The organism is Corynebacterium sp. LaCa_205, from assembly GCF_057458085.1.
This window is the reverse complement of sequence record NZ_CP190931.1, coordinates 1,881,307-1,898,900: the sequence shown is the minus strand read 5'-3', so window position 1 is coordinate 1,898,900 and position 17,594 is coordinate 1,881,307. Positions and strand designations below refer to the sequence as shown.

Below are 17,594 nucleotides of genomic sequence, written 5' to 3'. Positions count from 1 at the left end.
TGACATGAGCAACACTGAACGCGAAGAAGTTCTGTCCAAAGCCCGTGCTGCCAAGGAAGTCGCGCCCGTCGTGGCGCAGCTGTCCACGCCGCGCAAGAATGAGATCTTGCAGCGCGCAGCCGACAACCTCATTGCCCACACCGAAGCCATTCTCGCCGCCAATAAGCAGGATATCGATGCCGGCCGCGAACGCGGCATGTCCGAGTCCCTTATTGACCGCCTGTCTCTCGACTCCGCGCGCGTGGAAGGCATTGCCGGCGGCCTGCGCCAGGTAGCTGGCCTGCAGGACCCGGTAGGGGAGATCCTGCAGGGTCGCACCATGGATAACGGAATCCAGATGAAGCAGGTGCGCGTGCCGCTCGGTGTCATGGGCATGGTCTATGAGGCCCGCCCGAACGTCACCGTGGACGCCTTCGGTTTGGCCATCAAGTCCGGCAATGTGCCGCTATTGCGTGGCTCCAAATCCGCCCGCAACTCCAACACCAAGCTGGTAGAAATCTTGCAGGATACCCTCGTTGAGTTTGACCTGCCGCGCGAGGCCGTGCAGCTTTTGCCGTGCGAGACGCACGATTCCGTCCAGGACCTCATTACCGCCCGTGGTCTGGTGGACCTGGTTATTCCGCGTGGTGGCGCAAAGCTTATTGAGGCCGTCGTTACCGGCGCCACCGTCCCCGCCATTGAGACCGGCACCGGCAATTGCCACTTCTACGTGGATGCCTCTGCAGACATTGATAAGGCCATCGACATGGTCATCAACGGCAAGACCCGCCGCACCTCCGTGTGCAACTCCACGGAGTGCATGCTTATCGACGCCGCTTTGGATGACTCCGTCAAGCTCCGCATCATCGCCGCGCTGCAGGATGCTGGCGTGACCATCCACGGCGACGTCGCCGAGCTCGAGGCCTTCGGCGTCAAGGATGCCGTGCAGGCCACCGATGAAGACTGGCGCGAGGAGTCACTATCTATGGATATCTGCGCCAAGGTGGTCGACGGCGTAGATGGCGCCATCGCGCATATCACCGAGTTCACCACTGGCCACACCGAGGCCATCGCCGCGCAAGACGCCGATGTCCTAGTGAAATTCGGCAACGAGGTGGATGCCGCCGCGGTGATGCTCAATGCCTCTACCGCCTTCACCGATGGCGAGGTCTACGGCATGGGCGCCGAAATCGGCATTTCCACCCAGAAGCTGCACGCCCGTGGCCCAATGGCGCTGCCGGAGCTCACCTCTTCTAAGTGGATCCTGCAGGGTACAGGTCAGACCCGTCCATAATTCTCCCCGCCATGATTCGATCTGCTTTCTTCCGTGCCGCCGTCGCCCTAAGCGCCTCGGCGGCGCTTGCCGTTTCTATAGCCCCCGCCGCTGCCGCCACCGCGAATGCTGCCCCGGTCGTGCCCCAGGCAGCAGCACAATCCGCCCCATCGCCGCAGCCTGCTGGGTGTCCCGAGTTCGTTGTTTTGGCTGCTCGTGGCTCCGACCAGAATGAGGAATACGGCGAGTATTTCGGACCGCAGCAGTATTCGCCGCATGCCGCGCCGTCGAATGGCTATGAAGGGGCAAACCTCTCCGCGCTTTTTCATCTAGTGGAAAAACGCCATCCCGGCACGATGGATAAAGTCCATGTCCTCGCCCTTGACCCCCAGGCATACCCGGCGTCAATGAACCTGCCGCCGCTGGCGCAGGAAGGTGAGCAGTTGAATCCGCTCCAGCTTATTCGCCGCCTCGGTGGGGTAGTGATGGAGCATCCGTTGCACGAGCTGGCGTATTCGGTCACCGTTGGTTTTGTACATAGTTTGCGCACCGGCATGGCCAACGCTCCGCGCGTGGTGGAAAAGTATGAGCGCGAAACAGGCTGCCAGCCGCGCTATATTACGGCTGGCTACTCCCAAGGCGCCATTGTCGCTACCAGCGCGGAGCGCTACCTTGCACAACGAGGCAAGCTCGCGGGGGCAGTTTACCTGGGCAATCCCCTCAGCCGTCCCCACGGTATGGCGGGCTGGCTACCGCAGCGTTTGCTCTTACAACCTGCGGCATTGCCGGACTCGCGCCGGCTTAACTATTGCCTGGACGGAGACTTCGTTTGCGACCTGAACCTCGCCTCCGCCCACGACGCGTTGGCTACCAAGGCGGCTCGCCATGCTTCTTATTTTGTAGAGCCCTCGCTTGGCGACGCCGCTTTTGCCGACTCCCTCGCCACTTTGCTTACTCCCTCCTCGGCTGGGGGACTATAATCACCACCCATGACTAGCCCACAGCGCATCGGCATCATGGGTGGCACCTTTGACCCCATTCACAATGGTCACTTGGTAGCCGCCAGTGAGGCCGCGCATCGCTTTGCCCTCGATAGCGTCATTTTTGTGCCCACAGGTCAGCCTTGGCAGAAGTCTCACCGCGAGGTCACTGCGGCCGAGCACCGCTACTTGATGACAATGGTGGCTACCGCATCTAATCCGCGCTTTACCGTCTCGCGTGTAGATATTGACCGCGAGGGGCCTACCTATACCATCGATACGCTGCGGGATCTGCGTAAGCTTTTCCCAGAAGCGGAGTTCTATTTCATTACCGGCGCCGATTCACTGGCCTCCATTATGAGCTGGCATAACTGGGAAGAGATGCTGGAGATGGCGCACTTCGTGGGGGTTACCCGCCCAGGATACGAATTAAGCGCTGATATGCTGCCTGCCGATGCGCAAGAGGATATTGACCTCATCGATATCCCCGCCATGGCCATTTCCTCCACCGCGTGCCGCGAGCGCTCTGCCCAAGGCCAGCCCGTGTGGTACCTCGTACCGGATGGAGTGGTGCAGTACATCACCAAAAACAATCTCTACGGTCCCAACCCGGACAAGCCCCTGTAGAAACTTTCACGGCCTTTCCCAGATTTTGGGCACGGGCCTGCTAAACGTGCAAGAATAGATTCTCACTAGAGATAGTTCATTTCGAATGCACTCAGACGCGAAAAGGGAATTTATACACATTGTCTACTTCTGATCTCGCCCGCAGCATGGCAGAAACCGCGGCACACGCGGCGCAAGAAAAGTTAGCCACCAATATCGCGGCTATTGATGTCTCCGATGTCCTCGCAATTACTGAGGTCTTCGTGCTGGCTTCTGCAGATAACGAGCGCCAGGTGGGCTCCATTGTGGATGAAGTCGAAGATGAGATGACCAAGCAGGGCTTTGAACCGCAGCGCCGTGAAGGTAACCGCGAAAATCGCTGGGTGCTGCTGGATTACGGCAATATCGTCGTCCATGTCCAGCGCAATGACCAGCGCGAGTTCTACGGCTTGGACCGCCTTTACCATGATTGCCCGGCACTGGAGATTGAGGGCATCGAAGCCCCGGAGCGTCCGGGCGAATGGACCAATGGCGTCAACCCGCGTGAGGTAGATTCCATCGACGAGCTCCCACTGGCCGATAAGGTCCCAGGTGAGGACGAGGAGCTTTAAACCCATATGAGTCGCCGCCTGATCCTGATCCGCCACGGACAAACTACCTATAACGCCACCGGCCGCATGCAAGGCCACTTGGATACCGAGCTGTCTGAGCTGGGCTATGAGCAGGCCCGCGCTGCCGCGCGCCTGCTCCAGGATCAGGGCGTGTCCAAAATCGTTGCCTCCGATCTCATTCGTGCGAAGGAAACCGCCCGCGTCGTCGCCGAAGCCCTCGGCGTGGACTTCAGCACGGATGCCCGCCTGCGCGAAACTCACTTGGGCCAGTGGCAGGGCAGAACCTCTGCCGAGGTAGACGCCGAGTTTCCAGGCGCGCGCGCCATTTGGCGCCACGACCCCACTTGGGCGCCGCCGGAGGGCGAATCTCGCGTGGATGTGGCCGAGCGTGCCCGCCCCGTCATCGATGAGCTCATGGAAGACTTTGCCGGCTGGGACGCCGGACCAGTCCTCATTGTGGCCCATGGCGGAGCCATCTCGGCGCTTACCTGCCACCTGCTTGGCCTTGACCACGCGCAGTACGGGATCCTTTCGGGGTTGAAGAATACCCACTGGTCACAGCTGACTGCTCGCCCGGACTTTAACCCGGGAACGCCGCTGTCCTCGCTAGAATTCACCCCCGACAATGTGGGCAATGCCCAGTGGTACTTCGACGGCTGGAATATGGGCGGCGAGGTCACCGGGGACGGCGGGGCGGATATCTAGTGGCGGTTCGCGTCATTACGGATTCCGCTGCGGGCCTGCCCCGGGAGCTGGCGGAGCAGCTATCCATCACCGTCATTGACCTCCACCTCATGGAACGCCACGGCAAGGATGGCTTGGAGCAATCTACTTCGGGATTAAGCGCGCTGGAGCTGGCAGCCGCCTATGGCCGCGAAATGGAGCGCTCTCAGGATGATGGCGTGGTGGCCATACACCTATCCAAAGAGCTTTCTTCCACCTACTCCGCCGCAGTGACTGCTTCGGGCGTTTTCCCGCACACGGTGCGGGTGATTGATTCCGGGTCGGCCGGCATGGCGATGGGTGCGGCCGCCATGTCCGCAGCCAAGGTCGCCTCCCGCGGAGCCGGCTTGGAGGAGTGCTACGCTGCGGCCATGGACACCCTCAAGCGCGCGGCTACCTGGGTGTACCTGCATTCCACGGAGGATCTGCGCCGCTCCGGCCGCCTTTCGCCGGCCACAGCCGTGTTATCTACGGCGCTTTTGGCCACCAAGCCGATCATGTCGATTAACCGCGGCAAGCTGGAGCTGGTGGGAAAAACCCGCACCCAGACCAAGGCTTTTACCAAGCTAGTAGACCTCATTGCCTCCCGCGCCAACGGGAAGCCGGTCTTCGTCGCCATCCAGCACAACCACGCCGAAGGCGCGGCCGCCAAGCTGGAGGCGCTGCTTGAAGCGGCCCTGCCGCAGGGCTCGTCCTTTATCTGCACCCCGCTTAACGACGTCCTCTCCGTCCACGTCGGCCCCTCCGCCATCGGCGTATCTGCGGTGTTTAGCTCGGAGCCTCCCGCCGATCCAGCGCATCCTCACACGCGTGGTCGACCACGCGCCTTCCCACCGCGCCGTTCTGTGGATAACTAGGCCCAGTGCGCCGGGTTCGTTGACGTCCCCAACAAGTTATCCACAGCCCGCCTTCGCTGTACCTACTGCCTTAGCGCCCACGCCTTTATTCTCAGCGCCATGGCGGCACCCAAGATTAGCGAACGACTCCGCGAATTTACCCAACCCACCGGTGAGGAAGAGCTCCTCGCCGTCGATTATCCTCGCCCGCGTCTGCGCATTAGCCCGTGGCAAGCCTGCGCCGTGGCGGTCATTCTCGTCGTCGGCGTGGTGGCGTGGCTTGGCATCAACGCCCGCTCCGATGAATCCTCGGGCATGCCCGAGCCTGCGGCAATAAGCGGTGATTCTGGCACTGCACCCAGTGCAGAGCCCAGTGAAATCATCGTCTCTGTCATTGGCGAGGTGGCCGAGCCCGGCTTGCAGACCCTCGAGCCCGGCGCGCGCGTCGCCGATGCCCTCGACGCCGCTCAACCCCTTCCCGGTGCAGACACAATCGCGCTCAACCATGCCCAGCGGCTTTCCGACGGCCAGCAGCTCCACATCCTTCCCTCCGGCGCCGCCCCACCTCCCGCACCCGGCGAACCAGCCCCAGCCGACGGCAACGGCATCAGCGAGAGCGGCAACAGCGGGAGCGGTGCCAGCGGCGTGAGCCTGAATAACGCCACCGCGGAGGAACTTACAGAACTCAAGGGCGTTGGTGAGGTCACCGCGCAAGCTATCGTGGCGTACCGCGAGGAACATGGCGGCTTCCAAGATATTGAGGAATTACTCGAGGTCACCGGCATCGGACCGGCGAAGCTAGCGCAGCTTAAAGACCAGGTCCAGCTCTAAGCTGAGTACGAGCACGCGATGCGAGAACTGCGGCTCGTCCCCGGCGCGGCCACCGCTTGGCTGGCTGTCATTGCTGTGCTGCTAGGCGGCCGTGGCTGGGCAGTCTTTATCATTGCGGCGGTCGTCGGGTGCTGCCTGATCGCCCGCCAATGGGGCCAAGCGCTATTTTCCGGAATGGTCGCGACAGCCGCGGCGCTGGTTGCCGCGGTGCGCCAGGCCCGTGCCGCTGCGTTCGACCTCGGCACCGAGGTTACCGGCCGCCTGACCACCGCGCCGACGCAGACCAGCACGGGCGGCTGGCTGCTGCGGCTTAAGGTGCCGGGCTACCCGACTCAACTGCCGGTCTTTAGCTCGGAACCGGTCCCGGCCGCTGCGGGCGCCGAACTCACGGCCAGGGTGGAGGTGAGGGAGTCGGATAGGGCGGGCGTCGGAAAGCTCAGCGCCACTGCCACAGACGTGCAGGTAACCGGTGAGCCCGAAGGCCTAGCCGGCTGGGCGGCCCACGTGTCCGACACATTTCGCGCGCTGGTTGTAGATACCCTCGGTCCTTCCAGCCAGGGCCTGATTCCTGGCATGGTGCTCGGCGATACTAGCCTGCAAAGCTCTTCAGAGCGCGACCTGTATATCATCACCGGCCTTTCACACTTAAGCGCAGTTTCCGGTGCAAATGTCGCCATCGTGTGCTCCGCCGCAGCCATGGTCTGCGCCGCCTTCGCGCTGGGGCCACGCGCCCGCGTGGCTGCCTCTCTGTGTGCTTTGGCCACCTATGTTGTGCTCGTGGGTTTTGAGCCCTCCGTCCAGCGCGCGGCCGTGGCTGGGCTGGTGGGGCTGCTGGCCGTGCTTAATTCCACGCGCATGGAGCCGATTCATGCTCTTAGCCTCGGCATCATTGCCCTGCTCTTCGTGGATTCCGACCTCGCCGTGCACTTTGGTTTCGCACTTTCTTGCGCGGCGACGCTCGGCATCGTGGCGCTTAGCCCGCTCATTTATAAACACTTGGCCACAACCGGCTGGCCCGCCATTTTTCTGCGCGCGGTCGCTGTGGCCATTGCCGCCGATATCGTTACCCTCCCGCTAGTCGCACTCATGTCCGGCGAGGTCTCCGTGGTCTCCGTGTTGGCCAATATCCTGGTTGAGCCCGCCACCGTGCCGATTACCATCGTGGGGCTTATCGCCGCCGTCTTCGCCCAGCTCGGTCCACTCGATGTGCTAGGTGCGGGCTTGCTGCGCCTCATAGAACCCTTTTCGTGGTGGATTAATACCATCGCCCACGGCGTGGCCCACCTTCCGGTGGTCACCATCCCCGCTAGCCCGCTTTTTACGCTGCTTGCCTACGCCTGGATCATTGCCGGCCTCCTCTATCACCGCCCCTGGCTGACTCTGGCGCTGACGCTAGCGGGCATCGCCTGGCTCGGTGTGGCGGCAGGTTAGAATGGCGGGCATGCCTCCAGTACATCTCATCCTTGGCGACGATGAATTCCTCACCGAACGCGCCCGCCTGCAGATTCAGCGTGCCGCGGCCGAGGAGAGCGGCCCAACCGGTGCTCGCCCCGAGCTGACCAAGCTTAAAGCTTCCGAAGTCTCCGAGGGCGAAATCCTCGAGGCCACTAGCCCCTCTCTTTTTGGAGATAGCCGCGTCATCGTCATCAGTGACTGCGAGCGAGCCGGCAAGGAAGTAGTCGATATCATCCTGCGTGCCTGCGCGAACCCCGCGCCGGGCATGACCATGGTCATCATTTACTCCGTGACGGCCAAGACCCTAAAGAAAAAGAAGAAGCAACCTGAACTGGTGGCCAAGCTGCGCAAGATTGCCGAGGTTCACGAAGTCTTCTCGCTCTATCCCAATGAGCTGGGGCAGTGGGCCACCCGCGAATTCTCCTCCCACGGTGTGCGCCCGACCCCGGACGTCATCCATGCCGTGCTCGAAGGCGTGGGCTCTGACCTTCGCGAGCTGGCCTCTACCATCTCCCAGTTGGTGTCCGATACCGGCGGCAACGTCACCCGCGAGGCCGTGCAGAACTACTACGTCGGCGTGGCCGAGGTTGCCAATTGGGATATTGCCGATGCCGCCGTTGCCGGCCGCGTCGAAGCCGCCGTGTCCACCTGCCGCCGCGCCCTGCAGCTTGGCGCCAGCCCCGTGGCGATTGCCGCAGCGCTAGCCAATAAGGTCGGAGCCGTAGCCCGCCTGTATTCCGCCCGCGGGGACCAGTATTCTTTAGCTAGCCAAACCGGCCTAGCGCCCTACGTGGTCAAGATGACCCAGCCGGTGGCTCGCCGCTGGTCCGCCGATAATGTCACCAAGGCCGTCATCCTCGTCTCGGAACTCGATGCCGCCGTCAAAGGCCAAGGCGGTGAGCCCGAATTCGCCATAGAGGCGACCGTCAAACGAGTCGCGGAACTGGCGCGATAAGCTAGAAGCTATGTCTGAGACGCAAGTGCAGGAATTCGCCGGTCGGCTCTTTGACATGGCACGCGAGGGCAGCTTGGACCTCCTGGCCTATATCGACCACGGCGTAAATATTGACCTCGTGAACCAGGACGGCCAGTCCTTCCTCATGCTCGCGGCCTATCACGGCCACGCCGAGCTGGTTACCGCACTTGCTCGCGTCGGCGCGGACGTTAATCTGCTCAATGACCGCGGTCAATCACCCCTGGCCGGTGCCATTTTCAAAAAGGAAGATGCGGTCATCGACGCCCTCTTGGCCGCCCACGCCGACCCTGCCGCCGGCCATCCCTCCGCGCTGGAGTCTGCCCGCATATTTGGCCGCGAGGACCTCATCCCGCGCCTAGAAAGCGAGGCAGGGGAGTGACCTGGACGTCCTTTTTCACCCTCTTGTTGATGAATCTGGTGGGCGTTGCTTCGCCCGGACCCGACATTATTTTGGTGACCCGCTACGCCACCCGCTCGCGGCGCCACGCCATAGCCGCAGCCGCCGGCATCCAAATCGGCGTGCTCTTTTGGTGCACCGCCACCGTTTTCGGCGCCGCAGCGCTGCTGACGGCTTTTCCGGAAATTTTGGGAGCGGTTCAGGCCGTTGGCGGCTGCTTCCTGGTGTTTATGGGTTCGCGCGCCTTGCGCAGCGGCATCGCCCAGCGCGCCAACCCGCCGGTGGATCTGGAAGACGCCGCCGCGCAACTCGGGCGCCTACGCTCTGCCTTCAAGGTCGGATTAGCCACGAATATGTCCAACCCGAAAATCGTGCTTTTCCTCGCCGCGATGATCGCTCCGCTGCTTCCCGCCAGCCCTCCCATCTGGTTGGCCATCGGGTTGACGCTGTCCTTATCGCTTTCGGCCTTCCTCTTTTTCCTCGTCGTTGCCACGGTAATTTCCACCAACGCCGTGCGCCGCAAACTCATCGCCGCAGGTCCGTGGATCGATATCGGCTCGGGCCTGTTTTTCATTATCGCCGGCATCGTCCTTATTGTCTCCGGCGCGCAGAACCTCCTGCACTAAAACAGCCGCGGCATTCCCTCCGCCACCGTGTCGAGCACCCACTGGGTCCAGCGGGCGACGGTGGAGGCGCGCCGCCGGGACGTCGCCAAGCTCAGCCCCAATTCCTCCATCGCCGCAATAATCTCCGCGGTGCTGGCGACCGCGCCCCGCGCCAAGCTGAGTTCGAGCACCTCGCGAAATACCCGCCGCGCCGCCAACGTCCGTATAAGCGCCGCATTTCGGGCATCGCGCTGCGGCTGCTCGATAATTCTCCTCCCGCGCTCGGTGGGCTCCCAGGCCTCATCCACCGGCACCGCCAACCCCAGGTAGCGCGCGGCGTTGGCATAATAGTCCGCCTGCCGCGGATCGAAATCATAGCGCTGAGTAATCTCTGCCTTACTCAGCGGCTGCAGCGCCATGAGCTCCAAGAGGTTGACCACCCGCTCAAAGTTATTGGCCTGCGGAAAGGGCACCTCCGGCTCGGCCTCAGGCTCCACCGCCCGAACGATATCCAGCGCCGCCTGCGCATCCAGGTGCGAGGCCGACAGTGCGTAGCGGGCGCTATCGACCAGCGCAATGCTGCGAAAATCGGCCGGATCCCTAAATTCATAGCGGTATAAATGGAAAATGCCATTGGAATACACCAGGTAGACCGGCACCACTTCCTTTGCCAGGCGCTGTTGGAAGCGCCGGTAGGGAAAATATAGCTGCCGGATATTGAAATCATCCGAGAGGTGATTTTTCGCCTCCACCAGCACTAGATGCTCGAGCGATTCAAAACCGCCGTCGATTTCCATCTGTGCGCGGTCCACCGCCACCTCCACGCCCAGGTCCGGTAGCCGCACCTGCATCTCGCGCGTGGACATGCGGCCTGCCACCGTAGCTTGCAAAGGCCCGCAGGCCAGAAAGTCTTCTAGCATCCCGCTTGCCGACGCCCCATTTAACGCCACCGCCTCCGAGCTCACCCCCTCCAACGAGAGGGTATCTAGACCCGCTGGCAGCTGCAGCGTACGTACCTCCCCTCGCTGTGCCTGCGGAAACTTCTCGTAGAGGTTGAACCGGCCCACCAAGTATTCGCTGCGGCTTACCGGCACGATGCCGAGCTGCAGGCGCTGAAAGATCCAAGGCCGCGAGGTGGAAAAATCATGCTTGGCCATCAACCGTGGCTGCCGAGCAGAGATCCTCTCTACTTCCCGCGCGCTGATGAAAAAATACCCGCGCCGTTCCAATTCTTCGCCGTAGCCAGCCGCCAAGATGCGCAGCCAACCCCAGTCATTAACGCCTAGCTTCACCGACTCCGGAACGCCAAAACGTGCCCGCAGCTCCTCCTGCAGCTCCCGCCCCGCGTGCGCCTTCGGCCCGCTAGTCACCGCTGACCTCATAATTGCGCACCAGTACCTCATCGACCTTGCCGCGCTTCGAAGCGACGGAATTGATCGCCCGCGTTGCCCCCACGATGCCTACCTCATAATCCGCATAGAGCTCTCGGATGAACTCGGTGGCCGAATTCGACAGCAGAAACTTTGCCCCGCGTTCGTCCAACTCATCGCAGACCTCTTTGAGCCGTTCTTGCTCCGCGCGGTCAAAGCCGCCCTTTTGATAGCCGGTAAACGAGCTCGTCACATTGACTGGGTCATAGGGCGGGTCGAAATAGACAAAATCGCCTTCGCCTGCTTCTGCCACCGCTGCGGCGAAATCGCCTTGGGAAAAGATCACCTCATTTTCCGCAAAATAGCGGTGCACCGCACGCAGCGTGTCTTCATCGCAAATGGTGGGATTCTTATAGCGCCCGAACGGCGCATTAAATTGACCTGCCGTATTCACGCGATACAGACCGTTATAGCAGGTGCGGTTGAGATACAGCGTTCGTGCAGCACGCTCGATGGGGGAGAGGGCGGCAAACCGCTTCGCATCCCTGTCCACTGCGCGCAGCGCATAGAAGAACTCCGCCTCATTGGGATAGCTCACGAGTTCTGCAATGAGCTCGTCGACGCCGCCGCGTACCACCTCATATAGGTTGATGAGCTCAGCATTGAGATCATTGACCCGTGCGCTTGCTGGTTGGAGCGAGAAAAGCACCGCGCCGCCACCGATGAAGGGCTCATAAAACCGCCGCGGGACATCCGCCGGTAGGGCGGCGTGGATATGTGGCAAGAGCTGGCGCTTTCCGCCCGCCCATTTCACCAGTGGCTTAACGTTTTTCATCGTTGACTCATCTTAGCGGCCCTACCCGACACGAGCACCATTGGGCTTTCGAACGTGCGGGCGGATAACTGGAGCGGAGGGCTGGCCGTACAGGTACTTTGGTTGTCTAACATCACAGCTTTGTTAAATAGTTCTATGACGGGCCTAAACGTACGGCCATGCCGGTAGTAAATTCTTCCCGTGCGCACGGCTGTTTCCATAGTCGAATATTAGGTAATAAAATCACCCCAACCGCCTTAGTTTGTAGGGAAATACCATTTTCACCTAAAGATTTAAGGGTTTAGAAAACGAAAGTAAGGCCCTTAGAGCGTCGGGACAGAAAGGGGCATTTATGCCGCGTATATCACAAATCCGAGTCGCTGCGCTCAACCTCGTCATCGAAGCCGGATACGGCGGGTTTACTATGGAGGAACTCGCCCAAAAGGTAGGCGTTTCCCGCCGTACCCTTTTTAATTACATAAAAGACAAAGAATCGGCAGTTTTAGGTCCCGAATTTTCGGAGGAACTAGAGCACCAATTTCAGAATTTCGCCGCCGGACTGCCCACCGGAAGCCTGCGCGAAGATTCTGAAATCGTGGCCAAAGCCGTATTTGACCGCGCCGTGGGTGATGAGTTCTTCCCCGAAATTTCCCAGCTGACGGCCAAGGCACTAGCTAAGGATACGAAGCTGCGTGCCCTGTATTACCAGCGCAATAGCCGCACTATTGAGCGCCTCCGCCAAGCCGTGCAGGCCCGTGAGGGTTGGAAATCCTCCGATCCGCGCCTCACGCCGACCGTCAACATCATCCACACCCAGTTTCTGACCGCCTTCGAGATTTTTGTGGAAACCCGTGGAGGAACGTCGCTTAGTGAAGCCTTCCGCAACGCCGGCGCCATCTTCGAAGATTATTTCAACGACGAACTGGCCTAAGCCTCACTGCTCGGGTCTACGCTAAGAAAATCCCCCGGTGCGCTCCGTAGAGTGCGACCGGGGGATTGTCAGTGCAATGGCTCTTAGTCCATCTTATTGAACGCGGAAGCCATGCCGGACTTCTTGTTGGCTGCAGTGTTGCGGTGGAAGACACCCTTGGACACGGACTTGTCCAGGGCGCGAGATGCCACGCGCAGCTGCTTCTCAGCTGCAGCCTTGTCGCCAGTGGCAACGGCCTCGCGGAACTTGCGGATCTCGGTACGGACGGCGGAGCGAACGCCCTTGTTGCGGCGGCGTGCCTTCTCGTTGGTGATAACGCGCTTCTGCTTGGACTTGATATTTGCCATGAAAAGATACCTCTTAGTAATCGAAAGTGATTGACATAGAAACCGACCTGCTCGGACTATTCCCGCGGCCAGCAATCGCTGGCACGCTCGGCGCTGGTATTCGAAGAGCGAACCCAAGGTCCTGCCCGCCCCGACCAACGCGCCCGGCAAGTAAGTAACCAACATACAATAGCAGTACCGAACCCGACCTGCCAAAACTCTCAGCATGGTCGCCGTCTGTGCGACTGGTTAGGCCCAGTGGTAGCGCGCGCGTAACCTATTCGCGATTCTTTCGAACCGGCGTTCGGGAAAAAGTGTGCCTTGTCGGCGCACCTGCTCTTCGGAAACCTCCAGCAAGCGGTCGAGGCGCACCCAGCAATCGCACCCGGATTCGTCCCACTCGCCGGCGCCGATTTCCAGCCAGGCGTCGTCAAGCGCATGCTTCGGGTTGGGGGAGATAAGCAAACCCATCACCGTGGTGCGCGTGCGGCCGACAACCAGGATGGCGCGCTCACGCGGCGGGGCCTGCTTGCCTTCGGCCGGGGCCCATACCCAGACCACCTCGCCGGAATCAGCCTGGCCATCCATATCGGGGGAGAAAAATATGGAGCGGGGGTGAGAGGCGGTGGCCTCGACTCGGATATCAGCGGCCTTACGCGGCTCGTGGAACTCGTCCGACCTATCCAGCCCCAACCGGGAATTAATGCGGGTCAGGCCGGTGTCTATAGGCTCGCGCTCGCTGATTCCCAGCGCTTGGCGCAGTCGGGTGAGCATGGCGCTTTTCATGTCGACTATTGTAGACGTATGTCTGAAAACTTTGCGGCCACGACGTTTACGGATCCCGCCCGAATCCGAAACTTCTGCATTATTGCTCACATCGACCACGGCAAGTCGACGCTGGCGGACCGCATCCTGCAGCTATCCAAGGTGGTTGCGGAGCGCGATATGCGTGACCAGTTCCTCGATAATATGGACATCGAACGCGAACGCGGTATCACCATTAAGGCGCAGAACGTACGCCTGCCCTGGGTACCCCAGTCCGGTCCGGACGAAGGGGAGCAGATCGTCCTCCAGATGATCGATACCCCCGGCCACGTGGACTTTACCTACGAGGTCTCCCGCGCCCTCGAGGCGTGTGAGGGTGCCATCTTGCTTGTCGACGCCGCCCAGGGCATCGAAGCCCAAACCCTTGCCAACCTGTACCTGGCGATGGAAAACGACCTGGAAATCATCCCGGTCCTCAATAAAATCGACCTGCCGGCCGCCGACCCGGAAAAGTACGCGCTGGAAATCGCCAATATCATCGGCTGCGAGCCAGAAGAGGTCCTGCGCGTATCCGGCAAGACCGGCGAGGGTGTGGTCGAGCTGCTGGACAAGGTCTGCGAGTTGGTGCCGCCGCCGTCCTCCGAGTTCGACGCGGATGCGCCGGCCCGCGCCATGATTTTTGACTCCGTCTATGACACCTACCGCGGCGTTGTCACCTATATCCGCATGGTCGATGGCAAGCTCACCCCGCGCCAGAAGGTCACCATGATGTCGACCAACGCTAACCACGAGCTGCTCGAAATCGGCATCGTGTCCCCCACGATGCAAAAGTGTGAAGGCTTGGGCCCCGGCGAGGTGGGCTACCTCATTACCGGCGTAAAGGACGTGCGCGAGACCAAGGTGGGCGATACCGTCACTTGGTCCAACGGCGGCGCCGAAACTCCGCTTAAGGGCTATAAGGACCCGGACCCAATGGTCTATTCCGGCCTTTTCCCCATCTCCCAGGCCGATTTCCCAGACTTGCGCGATGCTTTGGAAAAGCTGCAGCTTAACGACGCCTCCTTGACCTTCGAGCCCGAAACCTCCGTCGCCCTCGGCTTTGGTTTCCGCTGCGGGTTCTTGGGCCTATTGCATATGGAAATTACCCGCGACCGCTTGGAGCGCGAGTTCGGTCTCGACCTAATTTCCACCGCGCCGTCGGTGACCTACCGCGTGGTGGCCGAAGACGGCGAAGAAAAGTGGGTTCACAACCCGTCGGACTGGCCGGAAGGAAAGCTTAACGAGGTCTACGAGCCGGTGGTGAAGATGACCGTCATCGTGCCCGAGCAATTCGTCGGCCCCACCATGGAGCTCTGCCAGTCCAAGCGCGGCCAGATGGGCGGCATGGATTACCTTTCCGAGGACCGCGTGGAACTGCGCTACACCATGCCGCTTGGTGAAATCATCTTCGACTTCTTCGATATGCTCAAGTCCCGCACCAAGGGCTACGCCTCGTTGAACTATGAAGAGGCCGGCGAGCAGCTCGCGGACTTGGTCAAGGTCGATATCCTGCTCAACGGCGACCCGGTCGACGCCTTCTCCGCCATCGTCCACCGCGATTCCGCCCAGTGGTACGGCAATAAGATGACCAAGAAGCTTAAAGAGCTCATCCCGCGCCAGCAGTTCGAGGTGCCGGTGCAAGCGGCCATTGGTTCGAAGATCATTGCCCGCGAGAACATCCGGGCCATGCGCAAGGACGTGCTGGCCAAGTGCTACGGCGGCGATATCTCCCGTAAGCGCAAGCTGCTGGAGAAGCAGAAGGCCGGTAAGAAGCGCATGAAGACGCTGGGCTCCGTCTCGGTGCCGCAAGAGGCTTTCGTGGCTGCGCTGTCTACCGACGCCGACGATTAACCCCGTACCCCCTATTGGCAAAGTGGAGCCGAATAGATTCTTAACATTTCGTTAACGGCTCCCGGGGTGCGGCCGGCAAAAGTTCAAAGTGAGCTGCTTCTATAGGGCGTCCCCACGGCCGGGGACGCCCTTTTAATCTAGTTGCAGTCGGTGTTTTGGCGGCGTTAAATTTCGATTCGAAAGCGACCGATGACTCGCCTGGTGAGCCACAGCCACTTTCGACCTGCCCCGCAAATTCTTGACCAAGGTTGGATTTTTAATGAAGCTTCGCTCTCGCGCTGTGGCCCTTTGCGCCGCCGCAGCCGCCACTACGTCCCTTGTCCCCGGCGTTGCCCAGGCAGCCACCACGACCCCAATTGAACACGTCGTTGTCATTTACTCGGAGAATATTTCCTTCGACCACTACTTTGGCACCTACCCAAACGCCCTGAATAAGGACGGCGAAAAGCTGCAGGGCAGCGACAAGGACGCCCCAAAATTTACCGCCAAGAAAGACACCCCCAAGGCGAAAAACCTCGAAAATGATGGCGTAATGGGGAACAAGAACCCCAACTCCGTCAAGCCTTTCCGCATCGGGCCAGACCATGCAGTAACTACGGACCAGAATCACCACTACGGCGATGAGCAGGCCGCATACAACGGCGGCAAGATGGACAAGTTCCCGGAGACTGTATCCACCGACATCGATAAGTCTTCCAACGGCTATTATGCCGTTCCAGGCATGACTATGGGCTATTACGACGGCAATACCGTCACCGGAATGTGGAACTACGCGCAAAACTTTGCGATGAACGACAATAGTTACTCCACTATCTTCGGCCCATCCACCCCAGGCGCGCTGAATCTGATTTCCGGAACCGTGGCCGGCGGGACCATGCATGACCCAGCCACGGGCGAGCAGAAGAAGATCGAACCTGGCAAGAACCACGCCCTCGCTGGGGTATCCGAAGATGGCAAGACCGCCACTGTTGTCGGCGACCCAGATCCGCTTTACGACGACTGCTCGAATAACTCTTCCGCCGGCACCAACCAGGTCACCGCGATGCACTCCAAGAACATCGGTGACCAGCTCAATGACAAGGACGTCACTTGGGGCTGGTTCCAAGGCGGCTTCCGGCCAACCGAGGAAGCTACAGACGACGCTCGCGCACGCTGCGGCGCCTCCCACACCACGCTGACCGGCCAGAACAAGACGGACTATAACCCGCACCACCAGCCGTTCCAGTACTACGCTTCCACCGCGAATCCGCACCACTTGGCGCCGTCGAGCGATGACATGATCGGCAAGACTGACCGCGCCAATCACCAGTACGATCTGCAGGACTTCGATACCGCTCTGGAGCAGGGCAACCTGCCGGCCGTGTCCTTCCTGAAGGCTGCCAACTACCAAGACGGACACGCCGGTTACTCCAACCCGCTAGACGAGCAGGCCTTCATCACCCATTACATCAATGAGCTGCAAAATTCCCCAGAGTGGGATTCCACCGCGGTCGTTATCGCCTACGATGACTCCGATGGCTGGTACGACCACAAGGCCCCAGAAATCCGCAATGGTTCCAATGACCCGCACCAGGACAAAGAAATCTGCACCGCCGCCGCAGCAAAAGTAGGCGTTGCCGGCGGAAAGGACGGCCAGTGCGGGCCGGGTACCCGCCAGCCTTTGCTGGTTATCTCCCCATACGCGAAGACTAACCACATCGACTCCACTTACACCGAGCAGACTTCCGTCACCAAGTTCATTCAGGACAATTGGGGACTCGGCCGTCTAGGGGGCATTGCCTTTGACGAGCGCGCCGGCGAGCTCAACAACATGTTTGACTTCAACGCCGCCCACAAGGCCCCGAAGCTTTTCTTGAACGAGACCGACGGTACCGTGGCCAAGGACTACGCCTCCATTGAAAAGGTGGATAATTCCTCCCGCGCCGGCACCAACCTCAAGGACGTCGTCGAGGGCATGGACGACCCCAAGGTCACCGAACAGGGCGTTCCCGACATCACCAAGCTGCACCAAGATGCGAAGCCACAGCCCGGTGCGAATAAGCCCGATAATTCGAGTTCCAGTTCTTCCGCTGGTTCTTCTAAGGGCGGTATCATTGCGGCTATCCTTACGGCTCTGGGCGTCGGCGCAGGGGTTGTTGCTTGGTACATGAATGGCCACCCCGGCCTAGATCTGAAGAAGCTGCAAGATTTTAAGCTCCCGCCATTGCCCAACCTCCCGTTTTAATC

The 17,594-nt window shown here is 60.6% G+C and carries 18 protein-coding genes; 14 read left to right on the top strand and 4 right to left on the bottom strand.

The window, feature by feature from the left end; genetic code table 11:
* Positions 1 to 4: 4 nt before the first annotated feature.
* The 11 genes from ACP8J1_RS09185 to ACP8J1_RS09135 all read left to right on the top strand — a co-directional run bounded on the left by ACP8J1_RS09185 (position 5) and on the right by ACP8J1_RS09135 (position 9,293).
* On the top strand, positions 5 to 1,273 hold the full coding sequence (locus tag ACP8J1_RS09185) for a glutamate-5-semialdehyde dehydrogenase (RefSeq protein ID WP_023020944.1): 1,269 nt from the start codon (positions 5 to 7) through the stop codon (positions 1,271 to 1,273).
* A gap of 11 nt (positions 1,274 to 1,284) precedes the next feature.
* Complete coding sequence (locus tag ACP8J1_RS09180; protein ID WP_023020945.1) at positions 1,285 to 2,232, top strand: cutinase family protein; 948 nt, start codon at positions 1,285 to 1,287, stop codon at positions 2,230 to 2,232.
* A gap of 9 nt (positions 2,233 to 2,241) precedes the next feature.
* Complete coding sequence (gene nadD / locus ACP8J1_RS09175; protein WP_023020946.1) at positions 2,242 to 2,859, top strand: nicotinate-nucleotide adenylyltransferase; 618 nt, start codon at positions 2,242 to 2,244, stop codon at positions 2,857 to 2,859.
* A gap of 146 nt (positions 2,860 to 3,005) precedes the next feature.
* Positions 3,006 to 3,449 carry a ribosome silencing factor gene (gene rsfS, locus ACP8J1_RS09170; RefSeq protein ID WP_179387589.1) on the top strand — a complete coding sequence of 148 codons (444 nt, stop codon included), beginning with the start codon at positions 3,006 to 3,008 and terminating at the stop codon, positions 3,447 to 3,449.
* 6 nt (positions 3,450 to 3,455) lie between these two features.
* Positions 3,456 to 4,154, top strand: a complete 699-nt coding sequence (locus tag ACP8J1_RS09165) for a histidine phosphatase family protein (RefSeq protein ID WP_023020948.1) — start codon at positions 3,456 to 3,458, stop codon at positions 4,152 to 4,154.
* Positions 4,154 to 5,029 (top strand): DegV family protein, encoded by an 876-nt coding sequence (locus ACP8J1_RS09160; RefSeq protein WP_023020949.1) that lies wholly within the window; start codon positions 4,154 to 4,156, stop codon positions 5,027 to 5,029. The genes ACP8J1_RS09165 and ACP8J1_RS09160 overlap by 1 nt, the downstream gene beginning before the upstream one ends.
* Positions 5,030 to 5,128: 99 nt before the next feature.
* Entirely contained in the window at positions 5,129 to 5,839 is a 711-nt protein-coding gene (locus tag ACP8J1_RS09155; protein WP_023020950.1) for a ComEA family DNA-binding protein, read from the top strand.
* Between the two features lie 18 nt (positions 5,840 to 5,857).
* Positions 5,858 to 7,270 (top strand): ComEC/Rec2 family competence protein, encoded by a 1,413-nt coding sequence (locus ACP8J1_RS09150; RefSeq protein WP_023020951.1) that lies wholly within the window; start codon positions 5,858 to 5,860, stop codon positions 7,268 to 7,270.
* A 1-nt stretch (position 7,271) separates the two neighbouring features.
* Complete coding sequence (gene holA, locus ACP8J1_RS09145) at positions 7,272 to 8,249, top strand: DNA polymerase III subunit delta (RefSeq protein ID WP_486696588.1); 978 nt, start codon at positions 7,272 to 7,274, stop codon at positions 8,247 to 8,249.
* A gap of 10 nt (positions 8,250 to 8,259) precedes the next feature.
* On the top strand, positions 8,260 to 8,649 hold the full coding sequence (locus tag ACP8J1_RS09140) for an ankyrin repeat domain-containing protein (protein ID WP_023020953.1): 390 nt from the start codon (positions 8,260 to 8,262) through the stop codon (positions 8,647 to 8,649).
* Entirely contained in the window at positions 8,646 to 9,293 is a 648-nt protein-coding gene (locus ACP8J1_RS09135) for a LysE family translocator (protein WP_023020954.1), read from the top strand. The genes ACP8J1_RS09140 and ACP8J1_RS09135 overlap by 4 nt, the downstream gene beginning before the upstream one ends.
* Here ACP8J1_RS09135 and ACP8J1_RS09130 read toward each other — a convergent pair.
* Positions 9,290 to 10,642, bottom strand: a complete 1,353-nt coding sequence (locus tag ACP8J1_RS09130; RefSeq protein WP_023020955.1) for a type II restriction enzyme — start codon at positions 10,640 to 10,642, stop codon at positions 9,290 to 9,292. The genes ACP8J1_RS09135 and ACP8J1_RS09130 overlap by 4 nt on opposite strands.
* Positions 10,635 to 11,477 carry a DNA adenine methylase gene (locus ACP8J1_RS09125; RefSeq protein ID WP_023020956.1) on the bottom strand — a complete coding sequence of 281 codons (843 nt, stop codon included), beginning with the start codon at positions 11,475 to 11,477 and terminating at the stop codon, positions 10,635 to 10,637. Before ACP8J1_RS09125 ends, ACP8J1_RS09130 begins: the two co-directional genes overlap by 8 nt.
* Positions 11,478 to 11,808: 331 nt before the next feature.
* Between ACP8J1_RS09125 and ACP8J1_RS09120 the strand changes: the two genes are divergently transcribed.
* A complete protein-coding gene (locus tag ACP8J1_RS09120; RefSeq protein ID WP_023020957.1) occupies positions 11,809 to 12,387 on the top strand; it encodes a TetR/AcrR family transcriptional regulator in 579 nt (192 codons plus the stop codon).
* 83 nt (positions 12,388 to 12,470) lie between these two features.
* Here ACP8J1_RS09120 and rpsT read toward each other — a convergent pair whose 3' ends face one another.
* Positions 12,471 to 12,734: a 30S ribosomal protein S20 gene (rpsT, locus tag ACP8J1_RS09115; protein WP_023020958.1), complete on the bottom strand. Its 264-nt coding sequence runs from the start codon at positions 12,732 to 12,734 to the stop codon at positions 12,471 to 12,473.
* Between the two features lie 228 nt (positions 12,735 to 12,962).
* Positions 12,963 to 13,499, bottom strand: a complete 537-nt coding sequence (locus ACP8J1_RS09110; protein WP_023031165.1) for a type II toxin-antitoxin system PemK/MazF family toxin — start codon at positions 13,497 to 13,499, stop codon at positions 12,963 to 12,965.
* Between the two features lie 18 nt (positions 13,500 to 13,517).
* Here ACP8J1_RS09110 and lepA point away from each other — a divergent pair, with 18 nt between their 5' ends.
* Both lepA and ACP8J1_RS09100 read left to right on the top strand, forming a co-directional pair.
* Positions 13,518 to 15,368 (top strand): translation elongation factor 4, encoded by a 1,851-nt coding sequence (gene lepA, locus ACP8J1_RS09105; RefSeq protein WP_023020960.1) that lies wholly within the window; start codon positions 13,518 to 13,520, stop codon positions 15,366 to 15,368.
* A 259-nt stretch (positions 15,369 to 15,627) separates the two neighbouring features.
* A complete protein-coding gene (locus ACP8J1_RS09100; protein ID WP_023020961.1) occupies positions 15,628 to 17,592 on the top strand; it encodes a phospholipase C in 1,965 nt (654 codons plus the stop codon).
* Positions 17,593 to 17,594 lie beyond the last annotated feature (2 nt).

What these genes read in the sequence shown, in the direction of transcription:
- ACP8J1_RS09185 (WP_023020944.1), top strand. Translation starts at nt 5, where the DNA reads ATGAGCAACACTGAACGCGAAGAAGTTCTGTCCAAAGCCCGTGCTGCC.
- ACP8J1_RS09180 (WP_023020945.1), top strand. Translation starts at nt 1,285, where the DNA reads ATGATTCGATCTGCTTTCTTCCGTGCCGCCGTCGCCCTAAGCGCCTCG.
- nadD (WP_023020946.1), top strand. Translation starts at nt 2,242, where the DNA reads ATGACTAGCCCACAGCGCATCGGCATCATGGGTGGCACCTTTGACCCC.
- rsfS (WP_179387589.1), top strand. Translation starts at nt 3,006, where the DNA reads ATGGCAGAAACCGCGGCACACGCGGCGCAAGAAAAGTTAGCCACCAAT.
- ACP8J1_RS09165 (WP_023020948.1), top strand. Translation starts at nt 3,456, where the DNA reads ATGAGTCGCCGCCTGATCCTGATCCGCCACGGACAAACTACCTATAAC.
- ACP8J1_RS09155 (WP_023020950.1), top strand. Translation starts at nt 5,129, where the DNA reads ATGGCGGCACCCAAGATTAGCGAACGACTCCGCGAATTTACCCAACCC.
- ACP8J1_RS09150 (WP_023020951.1), top strand. Translation starts at nt 5,858, where the DNA reads ATGCGAGAACTGCGGCTCGTCCCCGGCGCGGCCACCGCTTGGCTGGCT.
- holA (WP_486696588.1), top strand. Translation starts at nt 7,272, where the DNA reads ATGGCGGGCATGCCTCCAGTACATCTCATCCTTGGCGACGATGAATTC.
- ACP8J1_RS09140 (WP_023020953.1), top strand. Translation starts at nt 8,260, where the DNA reads ATGTCTGAGACGCAAGTGCAGGAATTCGCCGGTCGGCTCTTTGACATG.
- ACP8J1_RS09125 (WP_023020956.1), bottom strand. Translation starts at nt 11,477, where the DNA reads ATGAAAAACGTTAAGCCACTGGTGAAATGGGCGGGCGGAAAGCGCCAG.
- ACP8J1_RS09120 (WP_023020957.1), top strand. Translation starts at nt 11,809, where the DNA reads ATGCCGCGTATATCACAAATCCGAGTCGCTGCGCTCAACCTCGTCATC.
- rpsT (WP_023020958.1), bottom strand. Translation starts at nt 12,734, where the DNA reads ATGGCAAATATCAAGTCCAAGCAGAAGCGCGTTATCACCAACGAGAAG.
- ACP8J1_RS09110 (WP_023031165.1), bottom strand. Translation starts at nt 13,499, where the DNA reads ATGAAAAGCGCCATGCTCACCCGACTGCGCCAAGCGCTGGGAATCAGC.
- lepA (WP_023020960.1), top strand. Translation starts at nt 13,518, where the DNA reads ATGTCTGAAAACTTTGCGGCCACGACGTTTACGGATCCCGCCCGAATC.
- ACP8J1_RS09100 (WP_023020961.1), top strand. Translation starts at nt 15,628, where the DNA reads ATGAAGCTTCGCTCTCGCGCTGTGGCCCTTTGCGCCGCCGCAGCCGCC.